Here is a 24995-nt window from a genome sequence, read left to right on the forward strand (position 1 = left end):
ACCAAACAAACTGTTTCAGCATCTTTAGAGAGAAAGATAAGCTGAAACAGTTTGTTATTAGCTTCAAAAACCATAGAAATGAATATAGAAGAATTCCGAGATTTCTGTCTTTCTCTACCCCTCGCAACCGAAGATATGCCTTTTGGAGATGGGGTTCTTACCTTCCGCATACACAAGAAAATCTTTGCACTGGTCTCGCTTGCAGGGGCACCTACAAAAGTAAATCTCAAATGCGACCCTCAAAGAGCTCTTGAGCTCCGAGAAACCTACCCTGAAATAACGCCAGGCTACCATATGAATAAAAAACACTGGAATACCCTTCTTATAGAAAGCCTCTCCCAAGACCTTGTAAAAGAATTAATCCTACATTCTTATCACCTTGTAGGTGGCACCCACTGCGTGGGGAGCACTTAGCCCGTAGCCAGTCGGGCACTTACCACAAACTAACCACCCATAGCTAGTAGCTAAAAGCCAATAGCCAGAAGCTAATTGCCGCCTACTGCCTACTGCCTAAAGCTTACGGCTAAATGATTATCTTTGCTCAACTATTTTTCTATGCAGCACCTGAGTTTTAAAATTCCGATTCTAAGAATCCCTTATTCTAGCAGGGTAGAGCTTTATATCAAGCGAGAGGACCTTACGCACCCAGAGATTTCGGGTAATAAATACTGGAAACTTTTTTATAATATCCGAAAGTATAGGGAGAGGCAGGTTGCAGAGCCTTTGCTCGTAACCTTTGGTGGGGCTTTTTCCAATCATATTGCGGCTACGGCGGCTGTGGGGCGAGAGATGGGTATGAAGACTTTGGGGATTATTCGTGGCGATGAGCTTATAAATAAATGGCAGACGAACCCCACCCTTGCCAAAGCCTTTGAGGATGGGATGCGCTTTGAGTTCGTAACCCGAGAGGCGTACCGAGACAAGCAGAAGCTCTCGGAAGTCTTCCAGAAGAAGTTCCCCGATGCCCTCATCATCCCTGAAGGGGGCTCTAGCAGCCTTGCCGTAGAGGGAGTGCAGTTTATGCTCGATGAGCGCACAAAAGAATTTGATTATCTTTGCACGGCTGTGGGAACAGGGGGCACGCTCGCAGGACTTTCCAAATTTGCAGAGGCACATCAGACGGCATTAGGCTTTAAAGCTGTGAACGATGATACCGAGCCCCGTATTGCAAACTGGTCGGGCAGGAATAATTTTCAAGTATTTGATGCCTCAGGCAGAGGATATGGAAAGGTTACTGATGAGCTTATCTCTTTCATTAATGATTTTTCGCAGAGGTTTGGCGTACAGCTTGACCCTTGCTATACAGGCAAAATGATGAAGATGCTCACCGAGAAGATAGATGAGGGCTTCTTCCCCGAAGGGGCGAAGATATTGGCATTTCATACTGGTGGCTTGCAAGGAATAGATGGGATGAATGAGCAACGAGCCCAAAAAGGAAAACCCATTATTATAAAAATATAAATTATGAAAAGACTCTTTCTTTTAGTATCATTTTTTGTTTTATCTAAAACCTTTGGGCAGACTTGGACTACCGAAGAGCAGTACATACAGCAGTTTGCCAAATATGCCGTGGAGGAAATGGAGAAGTACAAAATCCCCGCATCTATTACCCTCGCTCAAGGGTTGCTGGAAACAGGCGGAGGGCAGAGCCGGCTGGCAAGAGAAGGGAACAATCACTTTGGGATAAAATGCAAAGCTGAATGGACGGGCAGAAGTATGAAACATACAGATGATGCACCTAATGAATGCTTCAGAGTCTATGATAGCCCGCGGGATTCATACGAAGACCACTCGAAATTTCTCGCATTTAGGAAGCATTATCAGAATCTCTTTAAGCTCGACCCAAAAGACTATAAAGCTTGGGCTCACGGTCTGAAAAGAGCAGGCTATGCTACCAACCCGAGATATGCCTACATCCTCATCAGTAAAATTGAAAAGCATAAGCTCTACGAGTTTGATAATATCGCTGCAAAAGAAGTGAAATATACCCTTCAAAAGCTTTATCCAAATGTTGATTATAAGGAAGAAGCTATTGCAGAGGCTACGCCAAAAACCAATACACCACCGAAGAAGGAAATCAATCCTTTTAATTCTTCACCCATTGCAGCTTCTCAGCCATCTATAAAGAAAGAGAAAACCGCAGACAGGGATCTTCTTGCTACAATTTCAGTAAAGAATCATCCTAATGGTGACAGGAAATACATCATCATCCCTGAAGATACAACGCTGGATTTTATCTCTGAGAAGTTTGGACTAAGAAAAGCAAGGCTTATTAAATATAATGAACTCGGCACAGACCTCCTTAGAAAGAATGATATTATCTTCCTTGAGAGTAAAGCAGGCTCGGGGAATATTAAAACCTATAAATCCAAGGGGGAAACAATGCATCAGATAGCGCAGAAGTTTGCCATTAAACTGAAAAAACTTTACAGAAAGAATGATATGGAGTACGGTTCTCAGCCCAAATACGGTCAGATTATCAAACTGAAATAAACTTATAGATTTTTAAATTCATCATTATGTTATACCAAAGAAGTAGTGCTTTGTTTAGCGAAGCTCAGCAATATATACCAGGGGGAGTCAATTCCCCTGTTCGTGCTTTTAAGTCCGTAGGTGGCGTTCCGCTATTTATGAAAGAGGCAAAAGGGGCTTACCTCACCGATGCGGATGGCAGGCAATATATTGATTATATCAATTCTTGGGGGCCAGCCATTGTAGGGCATACCCACCCTACAGTGCTGGAAGCAGTACAAAAACAGGCAGAAAAAGGGTTTTCCTTTGGGACGCCTACCGAGCTGGAAACCGAAATTGCCAAACTCATTATAGAGAATGTCCCGAATATCGACCAGATAAGAATGGTATCTTCAGGTACAGAAGCGTGTATGAGTGCAGTACGCCTTGCACGAGGCTTTACAGGGAGAGATAAAATTATCAAGTTTGAAGGTTGCTATCACGGGCATTCAGATGCATTTCTTATAAAAGCGGGGAGTGGTGCGGCTACCTTTGGAAACCCAAACTCACCAGGAGTAACGCAAGGGACAGCCAAAGATACTTTGCTCGCCAGATATAATGATATAGCGCAAGTAAAGGATATTTTTAGCAAGTTCGGAGCTGAGATTGCTGCCGTAATTGTAGAGCCCATAGCTGGGAATATGGGGTGTGTGCTTCCAGAGAACGACTTCCTTAAAGAACTTAGAAAGGTTTGTGATGAGTATTCATCTCTACTCATCTTCGATGAGGTAATGACAGGTTTCAGACTTTCATTCGGTGGAGCTCAGGAGGCATTAGGGATAGAGGCAGATTTGGTTACCTATGGTAAAGTTATTGGCGGAGGAATGCCCGTAGGAGCCTTTGCTGGGCGACAGGAAATTATGAACTGCCTCGCTCCAAAAGGTGCGGTGTATCAGGCGGGAACCCTCAGTGGGAACCCTCTGGCAATGCGTGCCGGGCTTACTACGCTTCAGCTTATTAGAGGGGATGATTCGTTCTATAACAGAATAAATCAAACAACTGAGACTCTGGATATAGAAGTTTCCAAACTATTAACAGCCAAAGGCATAGAGCATACGATCAACAGAAAAGGCTCTATGATGTCCATTTTCTTTGGGATAAACAAGGTTTCCAACTTTGATGATGCCGCGAGGGCAGACCACACGGCATTCAATCATTTCTTTCATTACCTCTTAGAAAGGGGAATTTACCTGCCCCCAAGTGGCTTTGAGACTTGGTTTATCTCCGATGCGGTAAAGGGAGAGGAAGTCAGCAAAACCCTTGAAGCAGTGGAAAAATGGGAATATAAAAAGGATTAAACCCCACGGGGTTTAATCTACTTCATACTCGAGTTTTATGGTGATGGTCGCTTCTTTCTCCTTAGAAGAAGTGTTGAAAGTACCACCATAAGAGTATTCTTCATCAGAATAAGGAGCGGTAATCTGGATTACGCCCATATTTGCTTTTTTCAAATTTCCGAGGCTACTGCCTGCATTTTCAGCAATTTTTTCGGCTCTTTGCTTTGCATCTTTGGTAGCATCTGCTATCATTTCCTGCTTTACATCGGCGAGTTTTGTGTAGAAATAGCTCGGCGCTGAGGAGGTAAATTCTATACCGAGGTTGATGATTTCGGTAATGTTTCTGGAAAGTTTCTCCACCTTGCTTACATCTTTACTTTTAATAGATACTGATTGAGAGAGTTGATAGCCTGCAAATGTCTGCCTGCTATATCCGCTCGCATCTGTATTGTAGTTATAAAGCCGCTCCATATTCACAGCGGAGAACACAAGCTCTTCCTTTTTTATTCCCTGCGAAGTCAGGTATTTTTCTATAACTTTTCTGTCATTTACCAGTGCGTCATAGGCTTCTTTTAGTTCGTAGCTGTTTCGGCTAAAGTTGCCTGACCAGGTAATCAGGTCAGAGGTAAATTTCTTTGAGCCCAGCCCTGTTACAGAGATAGTGTTTTCAGCCTTGTTTCTGTTCTTTACAGCACTTCCGAGCACTGCCAGCCCACTCACAAAACCTATGGAGGCAATGGCAATTACGATAATGTTTTTGTTCATAATGATAATAATTTTTTATTTAAAACAAGCTGATGCTTTTCAAAAATCATACCGATATTTAAGAAAAATTTAACATTTGTTAAAAATTCTCTAAAAGTCATCTTTTAATAAGAATATCAGGGTGATAAAAATTAATCCTTATTAAAATATAATAAACTGTATTATAGTATGATATAAAGTGTCTTATTGTTTTAAGAAATATAAAAACAGGAAATTCTTATTTCGTACAGATGAAAATATAATTTCATACTGATAAAAAAGAAATTTTGTAGTGATGAAAATATAATTTCGTAGTGATGAAAAAAAATTATGACAGCACGAAATAGAGATTTCATACAGATGAAAATAGGAATTATCACGCGTGAAAGAATATTTCAGGAGTATGCGCTTGGCTACTTGGGTAGATATTTGTAACTTTACTACCGATAAATCAATAAAAAATTACAGATATGATTAGTATTATTTTGCCAGTAGATTTTTCTGAGGCAACCGACAAATTAGTGGCAGGAGCCGTGAAATTTGCAAAGGAAGTGGGTGGGCAGTTGTGCGTTATCCATATTGCACCGGCAGATTTAGGCTTCGCGATGAGTGATATAGGCGTGCAGTACTATCCAGAGGTAGAGAAATCCGAGACCCAAGAGAGCCAGAGACTACTCCAAAGAATTGAGGAAACTATCAGTCAGGAAGGGATAGCCTGTGAAACTGAGCTGAGACAGGGAGTGGCTAAAGACCTTATTCTGGACTATGCTGAAGAGAAAAACGCTTCTTATATTGTGATGGGCTCCCACGGAAGAAGTGGTATTTATGATGTTTTTGTGGGTAGTCTTACTAAGGAACTCACCAAAAACTGCCCACTCCCAGTGCTCGTAATCCCGATACACGGCAAAGGGAAATAAGGCATTGGGCTAATCATTCAGGTAGATGATTTCCACTGTGGAAACCTTTCTACCCATAGATTTTAGCAGATGCTCGTAATGTTTTATCTGGCTCAGGTGTTCCTTTTTAGGAGCACCTGTTTTGAAATCGAGTATCGCCCAGCCATCGCTTAGCTTTACCAACCTATCGGGGCGGTAGGTTTCTGCTTTTCCATTACCTCTATAGATGAGGTCTCTTTCGGAAAGAGTGTTGAGCCCTTCAGCAAAATATTTGCTGTATCTGCTATCGGATACAATAGCATTTATCTTATTTTCAATCTGGTTTTTCTCAGTTTTTGTAATGCTCCCACTCAGGAGGTAGCTTTGGAGAACTTTGGAGATATCCGCCTTTGAATTGATTTTTGATAATATTTCGTGCGTAAGTATACCTTCTCTTACTTTGGCTTTCGTCTGCTGATAGTTTTTAGAAGGGGTGGCTATTTTTATGCTCTCTGCTTTTTTCTCCTTGTGGCTCAGGTCTTTTATTTGGAGAGAGAGGTGGGTGTTTTCTTTCTCTTTACCTGTTTTTCGGATGAGGTAGCTATCGGTAGGGTAGAGGTCTATGCTGTCTTCATTAGGTTCTATTGGGAAATGAGACTCTATGAAGCGCAAGATTTCTGTAGGTTCTCCTGTTTTTGAAGGTTTTTGAAGATAGAGATAAAGATGCTCTACGGCTCGGGTAGTAGCTACATAGAGTACGCAAAGCCTGTCGATTCTGTTTTTGTAGGCATTTTCTTCATTAAAATCTCGGATTTCTTTGTCGTATGAGTTGAGTTTTTTATCAAAATTATTTAGGTTGATGGACTTTAGCTCCTGCTCATCTCCTAAGCTGAACCACTGCTGGAAGTCGTTATCTTTATTGCTACTCTGCATTGGGAGGAGCACTACGGGAAACTCCAAACCCTTTGCTGCGTGTATAGTCATCAGCTTGATGGCATCGGTATTATCGCTCGCCTGTATGGAGATGTTCTGTGCTTCTTCGTTCCAATACTTGATGAAGTCTTTTAAGGTTGCCCCTGAATTTTGGCTAAAAGCATAGAGATTTTCGAGGAAGTTGAGGATAAATTCCGTTTCCTTTCCCACTACTGAAAACTCTTGTGCGAAGTACTCTATATAGTTATACAGGTTGAGGTTAAGCTCTATTTGCAAATTGAGGTGATATCTTTTCTGTAGCTCATTTTCTATGTTGTGGGGTGGCAAGCTGAGGATTTGAGACATTTCTAATGTGAAATCATCAATTTTAATTCTGTTCAGTTTGTTCAGATAATACAGCATTTTTACCAGGTACTGCCTGTTTTCTGGCTCTAGTTTCCAGTTGAGGAAATCGGCAAGAGCCTTTAGAGTATAGGAAATCCCCAGAGTAAGCCCTTTTTCGGAAATGGTTTTTATGTTTTGCTCTGCTCCGTTGTAGGAGATTTTCTGCTGTCCTAAAAGCGAAGAGTATTCCCTGATTTCTTTACCTGTACGGCAAATAATGGTGATGTCTGAGAGTTTAAATCCTAAATCTATGCAGTTTTGTATATCATTTTTCATCTGCAGAGCCGAGTTTTCAAAGAAGACTTCAGAGCGTTTCTCGTAGTCGGTCAGGCTTGCTTTTACCCTGCCTGGGAAGTCTTTTATGGCATTTTGCTTGCCATCTATGGCAAAGAGCTTCTGGTGCTCTTCTCTCAATTCATTACCGATGAATTCATATAAGTCATTATTAAACTGTACGATATTCTTTGCCGAGCGCCAGTTATTCTCCAGATTTTCAATGCTTACAGGGGTGTTTGTGTATTCTTTTTGGTTGAGGATATTGAGCATTATTTCACTCTCTCCACCACGGAAACGGTAGATGCTCTGCTTAGGGTCTCCCACGATAGTGAAAGAATTACCACTTTCGGAGATATTATTATCCCTTAATGGCAGCAGGTTTTCCCATTGCATAAGGGAGGTATCTTGAAATTCATCAATAAAAAAATGATGGAATTTGGTACCGATTTTTTCATAGAGAAAGTTGGAAGGCTCGTTTTTAAGGTTTTCATTTATAATGATATTAAATTTGGAGAGCAGTACCAGGTCGTTTTCAGTTTCTATAATATTCAGCTGGTCTTGTATTTCTTTGTTGAACTTAAAAGGGAGGAGCTCCTTGAGGATTTTTTCATTTTTTATCCTATATATATACAGGTGTATGATTTGCTCACGCTTGCTGATGAGCTCTTCTATAATGCTGAGTACGGTAGATTTTATGAGTTCGTTCTTGGAAGCACTTCCTTTTCTAAAGTTCTCAAGGGCTTTGTCTTCATCATCTGGGAAAGGGAAGTCTCTTTGTCCATCACAGAAATTCAGGATTTTTTTGAAGAAAACAGCAATTCCTCTACTACTCCCTCCTTGGAAGTCTTTTTCATCTAAATCCTTATCTGCAATGAGTTTTAAGGCAGATTTTGCTATTTCTTCCATCTTCTCTTTACTGATAGCTATTCTCTTCCTGATGTTTTCCTTTGTATTTTTATAGGCTTCCCAATCGAAGTTTTTATTTTTTTTCAACTCAGAGTAGTGTACATCGTTTATATAAGTTTTTGCTTTGTTGTATAGTGTTTTGTTGATATTAACCCTTTCGTCATTCTCAAAATTGTAATCTATCAAATCCATAAATGCAGATGAAATTTGCTCATCACTGCCGATTTCATCCAATAGCCTGTCAACGGCTTCTATTAAATAAGGCTCGTTTTGTATTTCAAGATTAAACTGATGGGGTAGCCCCAGCTCGTATGAAAAGGAACGCACCAGCTTGGAATTAAACTTATCAATTGTGCTGATATTAAGTGTAGAATAATGGTGGAGGATATAATCCAGCACCTCTTTCGCTCTGTGATGCAGTTCCTCTATACTTACTTTTATTCCGAGTTTTTCTAATTTTTCTTTTATTCCTTGAAGGTCTTTGTTCTGTGCATAATCTTCATCTGTAAAGCCTTTTAGCCAGTCTATGAGGCGTTTTTTCATTTCATTAGCTGCTTTATTCGTAAAAGTAAGTGCTAATATGTTTTTTATAGTGTCGTACCTTTTGGGATGGCTAAGGCAAATGATGAGTATCTTCTGAACCAGTGCATAAGTCTTCCCGGAGCCAGCAGAGGCATTAATCGCGGTATAAGGATGAAAAATCATAAGAAGAAAATTAGAGGCACAATTTATATATTTTTTTGAAATATCTACTAAAATAATGGGTAGTGTTTTGCGTGTTAAAAATAAACCTATATATTTGCACCCGAAAATGAGATGTAAACTATGCTAATAATTCCAGTAAAAGACGGAGAGTCTATTGATAGAGCTCTTAAAAAGTACAAAAGAAAATTTGACAAAACAGGTGTTGTTAAGAAACTTAGAGCAAGACAGCAATTCATTAAGCCGTCTGTAATTTTAAGACAAGGAAAACTAAGAGCAGCTCATAAGCAAAGAGCATTAAGCAAAGAAGAACAGGCTTAATATTTAAGTTGTAATAATTAATTTTTTATAGTGATCACTTTCTGAATATCAATTTAGGAAGTGATTTTTTTATATATTTGGTCTATGATAGATCGATTTTTAGATTACATAAAAGTTGAAAAACGCTACTCAGACAATACCATCGTTAGTTATAAAAGAGATTTGAAAGATTTCATTTCTTTTCTAAACGAAACAGAAAGCACCGATGATACTTTGAGTGTGGATAAGAGGATTATCCGCAATTTTATGGTGCACCTCAATAAACATAAACTCGCAGAAAACAGCATCAATAGAAAGCTAACCACCCTGAGGGGGTATTATAATTTTTTATTAAAGATTGGAGAGATTAAAGTTTCTCCTTTAGAGAGTATTAAGTCTTTAAAATTCAACCCTAAGAAACAAATTCCATTATCGGTAGAAGAAATGGAAAGACTTTCAAAATTAGAATTTCAGGGAGAGCATTCTCTTTTAGAGATACTGATTATTGAAACGCTTTACCAAACAGGAATGCGGAGGTTTGAGCTTTGTAATATGGAGTTGCAAAATGTAGATTTGTCTAAAAATGAAATCAAAATATCGGGGAAAGGAAATAAAACAAGGGTGGTTCCCATTGCGGAAGACCTGTCTCGGTTAATGAGAGATTATACAGAAAAAGAGCGTAACCCCCTTGAAGCCTGCGAAAAGTATTTTTTTGTAAGCACAAAAGGTAAAAAAATTACTGAAAACTTTGTCTATGTAACTGTAAACTCATATCTTAGTGCCGTTACTTGTAAGGAGAAAAAAAGCCCTCATATATTGAGGCATACATTTGCTACACATATCTTAAATAATGGAGCAGAGATATCAAAGGTGAAAGCGATATTGGGGCATTCGAGTCTTGCGAGTACTCAAGTGTATACCAATGCAGATATTGAGCAAATGAAAAGGATTTTTAATACCTCTCATCCAAGGGCAAAGAAGAAAAATTAATGTTTAATATAAAAAAGTTGTCGTATGAAAATTTCCGTTCAGGCAATAGGTCTTACACCTCATCAGCCATTAGAAGAGTTTATTGATAAAAAATTAAGCAAATTAGACACATTCTATGATAAGATTATAGAATGTAAAGTAACTTTAAGATTAGAAAACAGCCACGATAAAGAAAATAAAACCGCAGAAGTTAGAGTAGTTGTCCCTGGTGATGATATTGTAGTAAAGAAGACTTCCACAAGTTTTGAAGAAAGTTTGGATTTATGTTCAGAAGCTGCTAAAAAATTACTAATCAAAAGGAAAGAGAAATTATAATTGATAAGAAATAAAATTTTAATAGAAATATTTGTAGATTTCAGAAAAAACTCCATATATTTGCAACCGCAAAACGGAAAAGAGTTCCGTTTTTGAGATAAGAGTTCTTTTTGAAATCTAATGCCTCCATAGCTCAGTTGGCCAGAGCACGTGATTTGTAATCTCGGGGTCGTGGGTTCGAATCCCTCTGGAGGCTCTTTAAAAAGTTTGGGGAGATTCCAGAGTGGCTAAATGGGACTGACTGTAACTCAGTTGCTTCGGCTTCGTAGGTTCGAATCCTGCTCTCCCCACTTTTTTTACTAAAAGGCTTGCGGTATTAAAAAGTTTTATTAATTTTGCAGCCAATTATACCAGCTATCCTTTCTAAGGATAATAAAAAATGCGGAAGTAGCTCAGTTGGTAGAGCGTCAGCCTTCCAAGCTGAATGTCGCGGGTTCGAACCCCGTCTTCCGCTCTAAAGTCACACTGGTTGGTGTGGCTTTTTTTAGAGATTGCCGTTATAGCTCAGCGGTAGAGCGCTTCCTTGGTAAGGAAGAGGTCTCGGGTTCAAGTCCCGATAATGGCTCAAAGCAAATTCCCGAAGTTCTCTCGGGATTTTTTAGTAATAGGAAACTGGTGTTTGCTTGGTATGATGATGAAAAGTCGGATTTGCCAGGTAGATCCTCAAATCAGAATATTAAACTTTTTTTAATAAAATAGTTTTGGTATTCAAAAAAATATTATATTTGCAGACCGAAAATAGAAATAAATAATTTAAAATAACTTAGAAATCATGGCAAAGGAAACGTTTAATCGTAACAAACCGCACTTGAACATTGGTACTATTGGTCACGTAGACCATGGTAAAACTACTTTAACTGCAGCGATCAGTAAAGTATTATCTGATAAAGGTCTTGCTGAGAAAAAAGACTTCTCTGCTATTGACTCTGCTCCAGAGGAGAAAGAAAGAGGTATTACTATTAATACTGCTCACATTGAATATGAAACTGAAAATAGACACTATGCTCACGTAGACTGTCCAGGTCACGCCGACTATGTAAAAAACATGGTAACTGGTGCTGCTCAAATGGATGGAGCTATCTTAGTATGTGCTGCAACTGATGGTCCGATGCCTCAAACAAGAGAGCACATCCTTCTTTGCCGTCAGGTAAATGTGCCAAGAATTGTGGTGTTTATGAATAAAGTAGATATGGTAGATGATGCTGAGCTTCTTGAGCTTGTTGAGCTTGAGCTTAGAGATCTCCTTTCTTCTTATGAGTATGATGGTGATAACTCTCCAGTGATTCAAGGTTCTGCTCTTGGTGCACTTAATGGTGAACCAAAATGGGTAGAGACTGTAGAAAAATTAATGGAAGCAGTAGATAACTGGATCGAGCAACCAGTAAGAGATCAAGATAAACCATTCTTGATGCCGATCGAAGATGTATTCTCTATTACAGGTAGAGGTACTGTAGCAACTGGTAGAATCGAGTCTGGTGTTATCAATACTGGTGATCCAGTAGATATCGTAGGTATGGGTGAAGAGAAACTTACTTCAACTGTAACTGGGGTAGAGATGTTTAGAAAAATCCTTGACAGAGGTGAGGCTGGTGATAATGTAGGTCTACTTCTTAGAGGTATTGAGAAAACCGATATCAGAAGAGGTATGGTTATCGCTAAACAAGGTTCTGTAACTCCACACAAAAAATTCAAAGCAGAGGTATATATCCTTTCTAAAGAAGAAGGTGGTCGTCACACCCCATTCCACAACAAATATCGTCCTCAGTTCTATGTAAGAACTACTGATGTAACAGGTGAAATCTTCTTACCAGATGGTGTAGAGATGGTAATGCCTGGTGATAACTTGACTATTACAGTAGAATTGCTTCAACCAATCGCTCTTAATGTAGGTCTTAGATTTGCGATTAGAGAAGGTGGTAGAACAGTAGGTGCTGGTCAGGTAACTGAAATCTTAGACTAATTATTTAGTATAATAATAAAAGTTTCCGTAAGGAAATTACGGAAACTTTTTAATTTACGGGCATCGTCCAATGGTAGGATACCGGTCTCCAAAACCGTTGATCTGGGTTCGAATCCTAGTGCCCGTGCAAATTAAAATTTATGAGTTCATTAGTAGAATTTATAAAAGGCTCTTACAGTGAATTTAGAAATAAAGTAGAATGGCCTAAATGGGCAGACCTGCAATCTTCCACTATTGTGGTTACTGTGGGTACTGTTGTTTTAGCTTTATTTACTTTTGGTGTAGATTCTCTTTTTAGCAAAGCTATATCTAATATTCTTACTGGGCTGATTAACCTTTTCAACTAATAGTATTAATTAATCAATGAGCGAACTGAAGTGGTATGTGCTGAAAGCCATCAGCGGGCAGGAAAATAAAGTCAAAAATTATATTGAGAATGAAATTAAAAGATTAAATCTTGACGCTTTCGTTACTCAAGTAATTATTCCTATGGAAAAAGTTATCCAGATGAAAAATGGTAAGAAAGTTCCAAAGGAGAGACCTTATTATCCAGGCTATCTAATGGTAGAAGCTAATCTGGTAGGAGAAGTTCCTCATATTATAAAGAATATTCCAGGTGTAATTTCATTTCTGAGTCTTACAAAAGGAGGAGATCCAGTACCAATGAGAAAATCAGAGGTCAATAGAATGCTCGGGAAAATGGATGAGCTTGCAGAATTTGCTACCGATGTAGAGATTCCATTCATAGTAGGGGAGAATGTAAAAGTAATAGACGGACCATTCAATGGATTTACAGGTACAATAGAAAAAATCCTTGAAGACAAGAAGAAAGTGGAAGTTTCAGTTCTTATTTTTGGTAGAAAAACCCCTATGGAGCTAAGTTTTATGCAAGTAGAAAAAATTGTATAGGTAATAATTTATTAGATCTCAATATCCTCACTCTTATTCGGAGTGAGGTTTTTTATGCCAGCGCATTACGAACTTTATTAGTCTTTCAAAAAAGCTGTACATTTGGGCTTCAATTCATAAATGATAAGATATGCTTAATATAAATGATATACGAGCTCAGTTTCCTATACTTAGCCAAAAGGTAAATTCCAAGCCCTTGATTTATTTGGATAATGCAGCATCGTCTCAGAAGCCCGCCTCTGTGCTTGAAACTTTACAGAGATACTATACCGAGTATAATGCTAATGTCCACCGTGGAATACATACCCTAAGCCAGATGGCTACTGAGGAAATGGAGCTTGCAAGAAAGAAAATCCAGAAGTTTATTAATGCAAAGCACGATTATGAGGTGATTTTCACAAAGGGAACTACTGAGGGGCTGAATTTATTGGCGTATTCCCTCACTCAGCAGATTCAGAAGGGGGATGAGATTATTATTTCTCACCTTGAGCATCATTCTAATATCGTCCCTTGGCAGCTACTCTGCGAGCGTACAGGAGCGGTACTGAAAGTCATTCCCATTGATGAAAACGGTATCCTTCAGCTGGATTTTTTGGATAAAAATCTGAGTGAAAAGACCAAAATAGTTTCCGTAAATCAGGTTTCTAATGCCTTAGGCGTTATCAACCCTATTCAAGAAATCATCTCCAAAGTCAGAAAGAATACGAATGCGTATATTATTATTGACGGAGCACAATCGGCACCGCATTTTAAGATTGATGTACAGGCGATGGACTGTGATTTCTTTGTGTTTTCTGGGCATAAAATGTACGCTCCTATGGGTACAGGTATCCTCTATGGAAAGGAGGAAGCGCTTAGGGCTATTCAGCCGTTTCACGGAGGTGGAGAGATGATTGCCACTTGCTCTTTCGATAAGACCACTTATGCCGACTTGCCCTTTAAGTTTGAGGCAGGCACGCCCAATGTAGGGGGGAATATCGCTCTTGGTGCAGCAGTAGATTTTATGGAGAATATCGGGCAGGAAGCCTTGCAGACCTATGAACATCAGCTACTGGAATACGCTCAGAAAAAGCTATTGGAGATAGATGGGCTTACAATCTACGCCCTTAAAGCACCGCGTGCAGGCGCTATCTCTTTCAACCTTGAAGGCGCAGGGATTTCCTCTGATGTAGGGATGATTCTCGATAAGCTCGGGATTGCCGTACGCACAGGGCACCACTGCACCCAGCCGATTATGAACTTCTTTAATATTGCAGGTACCGTAAGAGCCAGCTTTGCAATCTATAACACCTTTGAAGAAATAGACACCCTTGCCGAAGGAGTGAAAAAAGCCAAAAAAATGCTCTCTCACTAACCCCACCTTGCAGGTGACGCACTTAGCCTCACCGGCTACGGTGAGGCGATTATTTTTAAGTACCTCCTCACGCTAGTGGGCTAATAGCCAGAAGCCAATAAATTAAGGAGACTAATTCCTAAAAAAGGGGCAGTGCCCCCTTCAATTAGGGATAATGAAAGAGATGAATCCCTAAAAAAGGGGCGATGCCTCTAAAATTGACCCAACAGGATGTAAAGTTGACCCCATAGAGGAGGATGTAGTAGGTAGTGGAGATTAGTTTGTGGGCTAAAAGCCAATAGCCAGTTGCTAGCAGCTAAATTATGATTTATATCATAGTCTCATCAAGGGGTAAAACCTCTATTTATCGTAGCTTTGTAGGACTTAAACAAAAAAATTAATTATATCATTGTTATGAAAAATCCGAACATTATTCAAGCATTGCAGAAGTTAGGGATTAAAGGTAATCCAGAGGTAGTGTATAATCCGAGCTTTGAGGAGCTTTATCAGGCAGAGGTTTCTCCGGAGAATAAAGGTTACGAGGTAGGAGAGGAAACCAACCTCGGTGCTGTGTCTGTAAAAACAGGAATCTTTACAGGGCGCTCTCCTAAGGACAGGTTCATTGTTTTAGATGATACTACCAAAGATACTATCCACTGGGGCAAAGTAAACCTGCCTACTTCTCCTGAGGTGTTCAACCACTGTAAAGACCTTGTACTAAAACAGCTCTCTACATCTAATAAACTCTATGTGGTAGATGCCTACTGCGGTACCAACCCAGATACCAGACTTAAAGTAAGGTTTATAATGGAGGTAGCTTGGCAGGCACACTTCGTTACGAATATGTTTATCCGCCCTTCCAGCTATGAGTTAGAAAACTTCGGAGAGCCAGATTTCATTATTATGAATGGCTCCAAGACAACCAACCCTAATTGGAAAGAGCAAGGCTTAAACTCCGAAAACTTTGTGATGTTTAACCTTACCGATAGAGTACAAATCATCGGGGGTACTTGGTATGGCGGTGAGATGAAGAAAGGAATGTTCTCCATAATGAACTACTACCTTCCACTCAAAGGTATGGCATCTATGCACTGCTCTGCCAATGTAGGTGAGAAAGGAGATGTAGCTCTTTTCTTCGGACTTTCTGGAACGGGGAAAACTACCCTTTCTGCCGACCCTAAACGATACCTCATCGGTGATGATGAGCACGGCTGGGACGATAGCGGAGTCTTCAACTTTGAGGGAGGATGCTATGCGAAAGTAATAGACCTCTCCGCAGAGAAAGAGCCAGACATCTACGGTGCTATCAGAAGAGATGCACTGCTTGAAAATGTAGTTGTAAATAAAGATGGAGAGCCAGATTTCACCGATAAGTCCATTACCGAAAATACAAGGGTTTCCTACCCAATCTATCACATCAATAAAATCGTTCTCCCTTCAAAAGCAGGGCACGCTAAGAAAGTTATCTACCTCTCTGCTGATGCTTTCGGAGTATTGCCTCCTGTTTCTGTACTCAATGAAGACCAGGCTCAGTACTACTTCCTCAGTGGTTATACTTCTAAATTAGCAGGTACCGAGAGGGGCATCACCGAGCCTCAGCCGTCATTCTCTCCAGCTTTTGGTGAGGCATTCCTTACCCTGCATCCAACGGCTTACTCCAAAACCCTTATCGGGAAAATGAAAGAGCACGGTGCAAAAGCATACCTCGTAAATACAGGATGGAACGGTACAGGTAAGAGAATCTCCCTGAAAGACACCCGCGCGATTATTGATGCAATTATAGATGGCTCAATAGAATCTGCACCTAAGCAGACTATCCCGGTGCTCAATCTTGAAATTCCTACGGCATTGCCAAATGTTTCCGAAGGTATCCTTGACCCAAGAAATACTTATGCTTCTGCTTCTGAATGGGAGGCTAAAGCAAAAGACCTTGCTGCGAAATACATTGCTAACTTCGAGAAATATACCGACAACGAAGAAGGTAAGAGACTTGTACCAGCAGGTCCTCAGTTGTAATTACTTATTACTTCATAAATTCAAAAGCCACTACAAAATTTTTGCAGTGGCTTTATTTTCTTGGGAGATTATAGGGCTATTCTTTTTTTGTAAGAGGAGAGTTTCTTCTGTTTCCTTTTTAGAGACAGACAATAATCTCTTAGCTCTTCTGTATTCATTTTATTATAAGATAATTTTTTAATAGGTAAGAGTATTTAGGGGTATAATATCTATCTCTTTTTCTTTAATCCCAGCATACCGAAAATTACTTTTGCCCCCTCCCTCATTAGAGTGTTGGTAAAGGTCTTCCCGGCACTGCTCTTCATTATTTGCTCAAAGATGCTTGGTTCTTCTTTTGTTTTAGGAGAATTTGTCTTTGTCTTTTCGGCAGGAGAGGCTGTCTGGTTTTCCATCCTTTTTGAAAGGAGCTCGTAGGCAGATTCTTTATTTATCGCTACTTCATATTTTTTCACCAGAGAGGAACTTTGCGTAAGCTGTAATACTTCGGTTTCTGTGAGTACGTCCATTCGAGATTCTGGGGAGATGAGGTAGGTATGTACCAATGGTGTAGGTATTCCCTTTTCATCTAATGCCGTTGTGAATGCCTCGCCAATTCCAAGGTTCTGTATAAGGTTAGATGCATTATAAAACTCGGTTATAGGATAGTTTTCTACTGCTTTGGAGATTTCCTTTCTGTCTTTTGCAGTAAAGCCTCTTAGTGCGTGCTGTATTTTCAGCCCTAATTGTGCCAGTACATTTTCTGGTACATCACCAGGGATTTGAGTAATGAAGTATATGCCCACACCTTTGGAGCGAATGAGTTTTACCATTGTCTCTATCTGAGAGAGTAGTGCCTTGGAGGCTTCATTAAAGATAAGGTGAGCTTCGTCTATAAACAATGCAAGTTTTGGTTTTCCAGAATCTCCTTCTTCTGGAAAGGTAAGGTAGATTTCTGCAAAGAGAGAAAGCATAAATGTGGAGAATAGCTGTGGTTTTGTTTGTATATTAGCAACCCTTAGAATATTGATGACACCTTTGCCATTTCTTGTTTTTAGCAAATCTTCTACATCAAAGCTGGGCTCTCCGAAGAAGTTCGCCCCTCCCTGTTGTTCTAATGCTACAATAGCCCGAAGAATAGCTCCGAGAGATGAGGAAGCTATTGAGCCATAACCATTGAGGAGTTCCTCTTTACCGTTTTTATCGCTGGTTACATATTGCAGTACTTTTTTCAGGTCTTCGAGGTCTATCAGTGGTAAGCCTTTATCATCACAATATTTGAAGATAATAGACATTATACTGCTTTGGGTATCGTTTAGTTCCAATATTTTGCTTAGCAATACAGGCCCAAACTCCGTTACCGTAGCTCTAAGTTTTACGCCTGCTTCTCCCGAGATGCTCATTAGCTCTACTGGGAAGCCCTGAGGGTCATACGTCAGCCCTGTTTTGGAGTATCTCTCATCTATTATCGTATTTCGGCTTCCTGCCATTGCAATACCTGAGAAGTCGCCCTTTATATCTAATACCAATGAAGGAACTCCTGCATGTGAGAGCTGCTCTACAAATACTTGAAGGGTTTTTGTTTTTCCTGTACCTGTAGCCCCCGCAATAAGCCCGTGCCTATTAATCGTCTTCAAAGGGATATTTACATCTACTTCCCTAACTACCTCACCATTGAGCATTCCCTTTCCTAATGTGATGAACTCCCCCTTAGGGCTGTATTTAGCATTAAGCTCCTGTATAAATTTTTCTCTATCTGCCATATCCATAATTTTAAGTGGTAAAGATAAAATATTTTCAGTGACTGGTTGGAAAGCTGTAGGCAGCAAGCTTAATTAGCGACTGGCTATTGGCTTTTAGCTGGTAGCCGTTAGTTTGTGCTAAGTGCGCCACCTGCAAGGTATACCTGTCATGCTGTGGCTAAGTGCCCGACCAGCTACGGTCAGAATTTTTGGGTTCTGCCGGTGTTGAAGCTTCGGTCTTTGTATTTTATGGCGTCTTGGAGGATGTTTGCTTTTATCCCGATATAGAAATCGTAGGTTTTATAGGCTCCGAAGGGTACCCAGTTAAAGTTTATGATAAAGCTCCGCTGGTCTCGGGAGAAGCCGAGAGTGGTGTAGGCGAGTTGTTTATTGACGATATCGTAATTGGTAGAACCTTGTATATTCCAGAAAGGGGTGAGTTTTATGTTTCCACTGATGCCGAGGGAGGCTACTTTGGTACCGAAACGGCTGAGGGTATTTCGTGTGTAGGCATAGTTGGCATTGAGGTTGAGCGTCCAGGGTTGTTCAAAATGTGAGTAGTGGTCATCATCAAAGTAATAGTTTTCATTCATTATATCGCCTTTGATGTGGTATTTCTTCTCGTCTTTTTTCTCATCTTTTTTTGTAAAGAGCTCGTTGCTTAGCGGGATGCTCATTTGTACATTGAAGCCTTGTATGCCGAAGCCTCCGATTTTCTCGTGCCTTGTACCTATGCCTTGGTGGTCAAAGGTTACTTTGTAGGGGTCGAGGGTAAGGCTGGTGTTGAGGCTTACTTTATCGTTGAAGAAGCTGGTTTGCCCAGAGATATTGATGATGGAGAGTTTGAAGTTCTCTGCTGCGAAGTTGTAATTTCCAGAGATATTTAAGCTCTCGAAGATTTTGACTTTTTTTACGCCAGTAGAGTCAGACTTCGAGCGAACTTTCATCTGTATATTGTTATTAATACTTATCCCCAGAGCTTGTGTAAGCCCAGAGGAAGGTATGCCGTAGGTACTCCCCTCAAAGATGGAGTAGGGTGTCATAGCTCCAGTAGCGTCTGTATAGTTTTTATAGTATCCCCACTTTGGGTCTCCGAAGTCTGGTGAGTAGGTAAAGCTGAGGCTGGGCATCATTATATGCCTGATAGCTTTAATGAGGAATTTATCACCGAAGTTTTTATCTCCATAGAGGGTCGTCTGCAAGCTGGCACTCGTGCTAAAAGTGGAGAATCCAGCAATAGTATTGTGACGGGTAGTTTCTACTCTATTGGTGGTAGGGTTGTAGCTTTTGCTTACGGTTTTGTTGGTGAGTACATTATTTGCTGTAGCGGATAGGGTAAATGTGAAGTACTTCATCACATTAGTGTTTGTGGAGAGCGATAGAGGGATTTGCATACCTGTTTGCATATTGTCCCACATCTCCTTTTGGAAGAGCTCTCCCTGTTTTGTATTTACATAATTAGAGAAGTTGAGCCCTGTATTTACATTGATATTTTCTAATAATCCTTCGCGTATGCCACCATTTTTTGGTTTGAGGAGATAGAATTGATTGATAGCTACATTGAGCTGAGGCAATCGGAGATTGACCAGTCCTGTATTCAGATTTTGAGAATAGGATGCAGAGCCCGTTATGGTAAAGGGGAGTTTCAGAAATCTTTTTGTAAAGCTGATACTGGAGTTTTGCTGTGTGTTTAGTACATTTTTATTAAAGATATAATTGTTGTTGAGCGACTGGTTATAGAATGTAGAGCTGCTCACCATATCTACAGATGCAGAGAAGTTAAAGTACGGATTTGCTTTGGAATCCTGAGTGTGCCTCCACGATATACGGTAGTTATTGGTCTTGGAGTAGTCGCTTAATCCTTTTATCCCCTGCACTACGGTACCTATATCAGCACTGAAAGTCCCAGAATATCGGTAGTTTTTTTTGTAATTTACCTCTGGTCGGAAGTTCCAGCTCCCCTTGGTATAGATATCGGTGAGAATCTTTAAATCAAAATGCTCCCCAAGAGGTTGGTAATAGCCTAGCCCATTGAGATAGAAACCTACGGCTTCCCTCTCCCCAAAACTTGGAACCAAGATTCCCGCAGAGCGCTTATCCGAAAAGGGAAGTATGGCAAATGGTAGTACAAAAGGTGTAGGTACTTTCTCAATATACATCTGTATAGGTCCTGTGATGATTGAGGAGTTTTTCTTCCCTTTTAGTAGTTTGATATGAGGAGCCAAAAGGTAATAGTCGGCAATAGTATCTTTTTTCTGGATGAAGTATTCGTCTGTGGTATATCTCCCCCTCCGAAAGTAGAAAACCGTGTCGCTTACTTTCTTTGTTTTATCAGCTACGATTACTCCGCCAGATTCCTCTGTACGGGTGTTATAGGCTATTGCTTTTTTATCTTTAAAGTTAAAATTAAAGCTATCGGTTTCGTAGGTTTTACCGCCTTGGGTAGTCTTTACAGTTTCTGTGAGTTTGCCGTTTTCATCCAGTTTCCCTCGTGCGAAGATATTTCCTGTATCCCAATCCACAGAGATATAATCTGCCTCTATGGTCATATCCTGATAGTTGATTTTTGCATTATGATTCAGGTAACTCATTCTCTTAGGGATATCTGAGCGGATATTGTCTGCAGAATATCTTACGATAGCCTCTAATGCTTCTTTCTTTTTAGGTAGGCTGTCAGTCTTTGGAATAGTGTCATTAATAACCTCATTTTTAGTAGTCTCTTGTGCAAAGCAAATTACTAAAAAACTGTTAAAAATTAGGAATATTAAAATATGTAATCTATTTTTGGACACTATTTTTGGCTTGAATGAGTTAAAGATTAACGGCGTCAAAAATAATATATTTTTAAATTCTGATAATGGATATTAAAACAAATTCTTTTAAAAAATATTTTTCAGTTGTTTTATTATTAGTCTTTTTGCTGGCAGGAGCCCAGAAAAAATTTGTTTTAGTCTTAGATGCTGGTCACGGTGGTACAGACACAGGTGCTAAGAGAAGTTATTCAGACTTAGGAATGGTGATGGAGAAAGAGATCACCCTTGCCGTAACCTTGAAAGTAGGGAGAATGCTCGAGAAGAGTAAAGATTTTAAGGTAATCTATACCCGAAAGATAGATACTTATCCATCTCTTACCGAGCGTACCAACCTCGCCAATAAGAGCAATGCAGATTTGTTTGTATCCATACATGTGAACGCTTCCAAAGGGAGTACTGCTAATGGTACGGAAATCTTTGTGCAAGGTCCTAATCAAAATAAAGAAAATCTCGAAGTAGCAAAAGCAGAGAATGATGTAATCTTCCTGGATGAGCAGGACAGGCAGACCTTTGCTTCCTATGACCCCAACTCCCCAGAATCTCTCATCGCTCTGAGGATACAGCAGAGTAAATACTTGGAAAAGAGTTTAATCTTAGGAGGTTTGGTAGAAGAGAACTTCGTAAAGAAAGATAATCGCTACTCTCGTGGGGTAAAACAGCATAACCTCCATGTCCTTCGCAGGAATGCAATGCCATCTATCCTTATAGAGATGGGTTTCCTCAGCAATTATGAGGATGCAGCGTATATGACTTCCGAAAAGGGGCAGAAAGAAATAGCAGAGAGCATTTATAATGCAATTATCAGCTATAAAAAAATTATTGACAGGAAAGGAAACATAGCACAGCAAGATAAGCAACCAGAAAAGCCAGCAGAAGTTCCATTAAAGAATGATTTCAGGATTTTATTGATGACCTCTCCTTATCGTTATCAGAGCAATGACCCTGCATTGAAAGGGCTCAACTATATCCTCACAATAAAAGAAGGGAATATATACAAGTATTATTATGCTACTACCAATCTAGCCTCTGTGAGGGATAGCAACTTGAAAACCGCTAAAGATGCTGGCTTCCGAAATGCAATTGCTGTAGGTTTTATCCCTGGGCAGAAGATGGCTACGGGCTATTATACTATTGAACTTGCTGTAACTAAGGAAAAGCTGAGCTCTAATTCGCCTCTCCTTCAAATCCTTGGTAAAGAAGTACAACGAAAAAAGGAGAGCGGGACATTCTATTATACCTATGGTAAATTTTCCTCTTTGGAAGAAGTTGTCACTGCTATTAAAGAGTTAGAAAATAAGGGTATAAAAGATGTAGTGATTCAAAAAGTATATAAATAATATAGCTGTCTATTGCAGGAATAAAAAAAAGATTTATTTTTGCACTCGCAAAATAAAGCTGGCCTATTCGTCTAGTGGTTAGGACTCAAGATTTTCATTCTTGCAACAGGGGTTCGATTCCCCTATAGGCTACCACAAGCCCCTAAAAAGGCATTAAAAGAAATAAGCAATCTATTGAACTGATATAATGAGGTTTTAATAGGTTGTTTTTTTATTATATAAATTTTGAAAACCTCCTTTACTTTTAGTACTTTATTTCTTAGTGAAGAGAAAGAATTAGATATAATTAATGAGATTTCTCTTGATGTTCTTTCCACTCTTTTGGTATATTGAGGGGAAATTTATTTTCTCTTTTTAGAATAACGATATCTTCAAATAGAGATTTTTTAAATCTGGACTCATATTTTGTTAAATCAATAGATTTACCATTAGAGATTAAATCAAGACTATTAGACCACTGATCCGGTGGGAAATATACAAATACCTTTGTGCCGTTTTCTTGGGCTAATTCTATTGCTGGAATCATATCACTATCAGCCGAGACTATAATAGCAATATCACATTTCTTTTTATAAGAGTCAGCAACAATTTGAGTAGCAATTCTTACATCAGTCTCCTTTTCTTCATAAGTATATCGCTTATCATTACAATTAAAGCAGCGTATTTCTTTCTTTATATATTTTCCAAGTATTAGTTGAAATTTAGGATTTTCTTTATTCGCTTGAAAAAATGCATTTTGACGAAGTCCTTGTTTGCTATCTGTAGATCTTGCAGAAAAATATTTTATACAAACCAATTCTTGATTATCTCTAATAAATTGCTCAAATAGTTTTACAATATTTAGCCAATAATACCTTTTCCAGCCTTTCCTCCTAAGACCATAGTAGAAATTAAACCCATCAATATAGATAATAACCTTTTGCTTTTCCATTGGCTAAAAAAATAAGCCCATTATAGTAATGGGCGGGCCTTAGTATTTTCCAACTAAGGGGGATTGTATAGTGCAAATCTACCAATAATAATTTATATATACAAATTTTTAATAATGAGTGAATAGAGCATACAGTACTCAAAATTCATTACTTTTGCGGGAAATTTAAAAACGATGGCAAAACAGGAAGATGTTTTCAAAAAAGTGGTTTCCCACGCTAAAGAATATGGTTTTATTTTCCCGTCAAGTGAAGTGTATGACGGGCTTTCGGCGGTCTATGATTATGGGCAGAACGGCGCCGAGCTTAAAAATAACATAAAACAATACTGGTGGAAGGCTATGGTGCAGCTTAATGAGAATATTGTGGGCATAGACTCCGCAATTCTGATGCACCCCACCGTCTGGAAAGCATCAGGGCATGTGGATGCTTTTAATGACCCTTTGATTGATAATAAAGACTCAAAAAAAAGGTTCAGAGCAGATGTTTTAATAGAAGATTACTGTGCAAAACTCGAAGATAAAGCACAAAAAGAGATAGAAAAAGCCGCGAAAAGATTCGGTGAAGCGTTTGATAAAGCCCAGTTTGAGGCAACCAATCCAAGGGTTATCGAATACAGGGAAAAGCAGCAGAAAATCCTTTCCAGAATGGCAAAATCTCTTGATGATAACAACCTCGCCGATGTAAAATCCCTAATAGAAGAGCTCGGTATAGCAGACCCTGATACAGGTTCTAAAAATTGGACGGATGTACGCCAGTTTAACCTGATGTTCGGTACAAAACTCGGTGCATCTGCCGAAAATGCAATGGAAATCTACCTAAGACCAGAAACTGCACAAGGGATTTTCGTGAATTTCCTCAATGTACAAAAAACCTCAAGGCATAAACTCCCGTTTGGGATTGCACAAATCGGAAAAGCATTCAGAAATGAGATTGTCGCAAGGCAGTTCATCTTCCGTATGCGAGAGTTTGAGCAAATGGAGATGCAGTTCTTCGTGCCACCAGGTACGGAGCTGGATTTCTACAAACAGTGGAAGGAAAAACGGATGAACTGGCACCTTGCCCTTGGTCTTGGTGAGGAGAATTATAAGTTTCACGACCACGAAAAGCTCGCGCACTACGCCAATGCTGCTACTGATATCGAGTTTAAGTTTCCTTTCGGGTTTAAGGAGCTCGAAGGCATACATTCAAGAACGAATTTTGACCTCTCTGCTCACGAAAAGCACTCGGGAAGAAAGCTCCAGTTCTTCGATCCAGAGAGAAACGAAAGCTATGTGCCGTATGTTGTAGAAACTTCCATCGGTTTAGACCGAATGTTCCTCGCGCTCTTCTCCCATTGCCTTAAAGATGAGGTGCTTGAGGACGGCTCCGAGCGTACCGTACTCTCCCTCCCACCGGCATTGGCACCGGTGAAGGCTGCCATCCTTCCGCTTGTGAAAAAGGACGGACTTCCAGACTTTGCTGAGAAGATTTTTAATGACTTGAAGTTTGATTTTAATGTGATTTCTGAGGAGAAAGACAGCATTGGTAAGCGATACAGAAGGCAGGATGCCATCGGTACGCCGTTCTGCATCACAGTGGATCACGATTCGCTGGCAGACAATACCGTTACCCTCCGCGAGAGAGATTCTATGGCTCAGGAGCGCGTAAAAGTAGAAGACCTCAGAAGAATCATCGATGAAAAAGTGAATTTCCGAACCCTATTAGCCAAGTTGTAGATGAAATAGAGCACTGTAATAATGCCTTTGTATAGGGCATTATGGTGAT

General features: G+C 39.7%; 20 protein-coding genes and 6 tRNA genes. 21 read left to right on the forward strand and 5 right to left on the reverse strand.

Features of this window, described 5'->3' with window-relative positions; translation table 11 throughout:
- Positions 1–78: 78 nt before the first annotated feature.
- The 4 genes from D8991_RS00685 (at position 79) to hemL (ending at position 3809) form a co-directional block, all read left to right on the forward strand.
- On the forward strand, positions 79–414 hold the full coding sequence (locus tag D8991_RS00685) for an MmcQ/YjbR family DNA-binding protein (RefSeq protein ID WP_120488286.1): 336 nt from the start codon (positions 79–81) through the stop codon (positions 412–414).
- A gap of 141 nt (positions 415–555) precedes the next feature.
- Entirely contained in the window at positions 556–1461 is a 906-nt protein-coding gene (locus tag D8991_RS00690; protein ID WP_120488287.1) for a 1-aminocyclopropane-1-carboxylate deaminase/D-cysteine desulfhydrase, read from the forward strand.
- A gap of 3 nt (positions 1462–1464) precedes the next feature.
- Complete coding sequence (locus D8991_RS00695) at positions 1465–2493, forward strand: glucosaminidase domain-containing protein (RefSeq protein WP_120488288.1); 1029 nt, start codon at positions 1465–1467, stop codon at positions 2491–2493.
- 26 nt (positions 2494–2519) lie between these two features.
- A complete protein-coding gene (hemL, locus tag D8991_RS00700; protein ID WP_120488289.1) occupies positions 2520–3809 on the forward strand; it encodes a glutamate-1-semialdehyde 2,1-aminomutase in 1290 nt (429 codons plus the stop codon).
- Positions 3810–3821: 12 nt separating this feature from the next.
- Here the strand turns inward: hemL and D8991_RS00705 are convergent, their stop codons facing one another.
- A complete protein-coding gene (locus D8991_RS00705) occupies positions 3822–4553 on the reverse strand; it encodes an SIMPL domain-containing protein (protein WP_120488290.1) in 732 nt (243 codons plus the stop codon).
- Positions 4554–5002: 449 nt separating this feature from the next.
- Between D8991_RS00705 and D8991_RS00710 the strand changes: the two genes are divergently transcribed.
- A complete protein-coding gene (locus D8991_RS00710; protein WP_120488291.1) occupies positions 5003–5449 on the forward strand; it encodes a universal stress protein in 447 nt (148 codons plus the stop codon).
- 9 nt (positions 5450–5458) lie between these two features.
- Here the strand turns inward: D8991_RS00710 and D8991_RS00715 are convergent, their stop codons facing one another.
- Positions 5459–8611: a UvrD-helicase domain-containing protein gene (locus D8991_RS00715; protein ID WP_120488292.1), complete on the reverse strand. Its 3153-nt coding sequence runs from the start codon at positions 8609–8611 to the stop codon at positions 5459–5461.
- Between the two features lie 120 nt (positions 8612–8731).
- Between D8991_RS00715 and rpsU the strand changes: the two genes are divergently transcribed.
- The 13 genes from rpsU (at position 8732) to pckA (ending at position 16431) form a co-directional block, all read left to right on the forward strand.
- Complete coding sequence (rpsU, locus tag D8991_RS00720; protein WP_120488293.1) at positions 8732–8929, forward strand: 30S ribosomal protein S21; 198 nt, start codon at positions 8732–8734, stop codon at positions 8927–8929.
- 84 nt (positions 8930–9013) lie between these two features.
- Positions 9014–9898: a tyrosine-type recombinase/integrase gene (locus D8991_RS00725; protein WP_120488294.1), complete on the forward strand. Its 885-nt coding sequence runs from the start codon at positions 9014–9016 to the stop codon at positions 9896–9898.
- Positions 9899–9922: 24 nt separating this feature from the next.
- Positions 9923–10213 (forward strand): HPF/RaiA family ribosome-associated protein, encoded by a 291-nt coding sequence (locus D8991_RS00730; RefSeq protein ID WP_120488295.1) that lies wholly within the window; start codon positions 9923–9925, stop codon positions 10211–10213.
- 122 nt (positions 10214–10335) lie between these two features.
- Positions 10336–10409, forward strand: a tRNA-Thr gene (locus tag D8991_RS00735).
- A 13-nt stretch (positions 10410–10422) separates the two neighbouring features.
- A tRNA-Tyr gene (locus D8991_RS00740) sits at positions 10423–10503 on the forward strand.
- Between the two features lie 91 nt (positions 10504–10594).
- Positions 10595–10667: transfer RNA gene (locus D8991_RS00745), tRNA-Gly, on the forward strand.
- 39 nt (positions 10668–10706) lie between these two features.
- Positions 10707–10778: transfer RNA gene (locus D8991_RS00750), tRNA-Thr, on the forward strand.
- Positions 10779–10985: 207 nt separating this feature from the next.
- Positions 10986–12173 carry an elongation factor Tu gene (gene tuf / locus D8991_RS00755; RefSeq protein WP_120488296.1) on the forward strand — a complete coding sequence of 396 codons (1188 nt, stop codon included), beginning with the start codon at positions 10986–10988 and terminating at the stop codon, positions 12171–12173.
- Positions 12174–12229: 56 nt separating this feature from the next.
- A tRNA-Trp gene (locus tag D8991_RS00760) sits at positions 12230–12300 on the forward strand.
- 13 nt (positions 12301–12313) lie between these two features.
- Positions 12314–12520 (forward strand): preprotein translocase subunit SecE, encoded by a 207-nt coding sequence (gene secE / locus D8991_RS00765; protein WP_120488297.1) that lies wholly within the window; start codon positions 12314–12316, stop codon positions 12518–12520.
- A gap of 16 nt (positions 12521–12536) precedes the next feature.
- On the forward strand, positions 12537–13082 hold the full coding sequence (gene nusG / locus D8991_RS00770) for a transcription termination/antitermination protein NusG (RefSeq protein ID WP_120488298.1): 546 nt from the start codon (positions 12537–12539) through the stop codon (positions 13080–13082).
- Between the two features lie 130 nt (positions 13083–13212).
- Positions 13213–14436, forward strand: coding sequence for an aminotransferase class V-fold PLP-dependent enzyme (locus D8991_RS00775; RefSeq protein WP_120488299.1), 1224 nt, complete (start codon positions 13213–13215; stop codon positions 14434–14436).
- A 393-nt stretch (positions 14437–14829) separates the two neighbouring features.
- Positions 14830–16431 (forward strand): phosphoenolpyruvate carboxykinase (ATP), encoded by a 1602-nt coding sequence (gene pckA / locus D8991_RS00780; protein WP_120488300.1) that lies wholly within the window; start codon positions 14830–14832, stop codon positions 16429–16431.
- Positions 16432–16640: 209 nt separating this feature from the next.
- Here the strand turns inward: pckA and D8991_RS00785 are convergent, their stop codons facing one another.
- Both D8991_RS00785 and D8991_RS00790 read right to left on the reverse strand, forming a co-directional pair.
- A complete protein-coding gene (locus D8991_RS00785; RefSeq protein ID WP_120489655.1) occupies positions 16641–18170 on the reverse strand; it encodes a helicase HerA-like domain-containing protein in 1530 nt (509 codons plus the stop codon).
- Positions 18171–18349: 179 nt separating this feature from the next.
- Positions 18350–20740 (reverse strand): putative LPS assembly protein LptD, encoded by a 2391-nt coding sequence (locus tag D8991_RS00790; protein ID WP_245957158.1) that lies wholly within the window; start codon positions 20738–20740, stop codon positions 18350–18352.
- A 266-nt stretch (positions 20741–21006) separates the two neighbouring features.
- Between D8991_RS00790 and D8991_RS00795 the strand changes: the two genes are divergently transcribed.
- Positions 21007–22299, forward strand: a complete 1293-nt coding sequence (locus D8991_RS00795) for an N-acetylmuramoyl-L-alanine amidase family protein (protein WP_120488302.1) — start codon at positions 21007–21009, stop codon at positions 22297–22299.
- 60 nt (positions 22300–22359) lie between these two features.
- Positions 22360–22434, forward strand: a tRNA-Glu gene (locus tag D8991_RS00800).
- A 151-nt stretch (positions 22435–22585) separates the two neighbouring features.
- On the opposite strand, the gene D8991_RS00805 is transcribed toward D8991_RS00800, so the two are convergent.
- Positions 22586–23230: an NYN domain-containing protein gene (locus D8991_RS00805; protein ID WP_120488303.1), complete on the reverse strand. Its 645-nt coding sequence runs from the start codon at positions 23228–23230 to the stop codon at positions 22586–22588.
- A 174-nt stretch (positions 23231–23404) separates the two neighbouring features.
- Between D8991_RS00805 and D8991_RS00810 the strand changes: the two genes are divergently transcribed.
- Positions 23405–24946 carry a glycine--tRNA ligase gene (locus D8991_RS00810; protein ID WP_120488304.1) on the forward strand — a complete coding sequence of 514 codons (1542 nt, stop codon included), beginning with the start codon at positions 23405–23407 and terminating at the stop codon, positions 24944–24946.
- The last annotated feature ends 49 nt before the right edge of the window (positions 24947–24995 follow it).

It is taken from the genome of Bergeyella cardium (assembly GCF_003614945.1).
GTDB lineage: Bacteria > Bacteroidota > Bacteroidia > Flavobacteriales > Weeksellaceae > Bergeyella_A > Bergeyella_A cardium.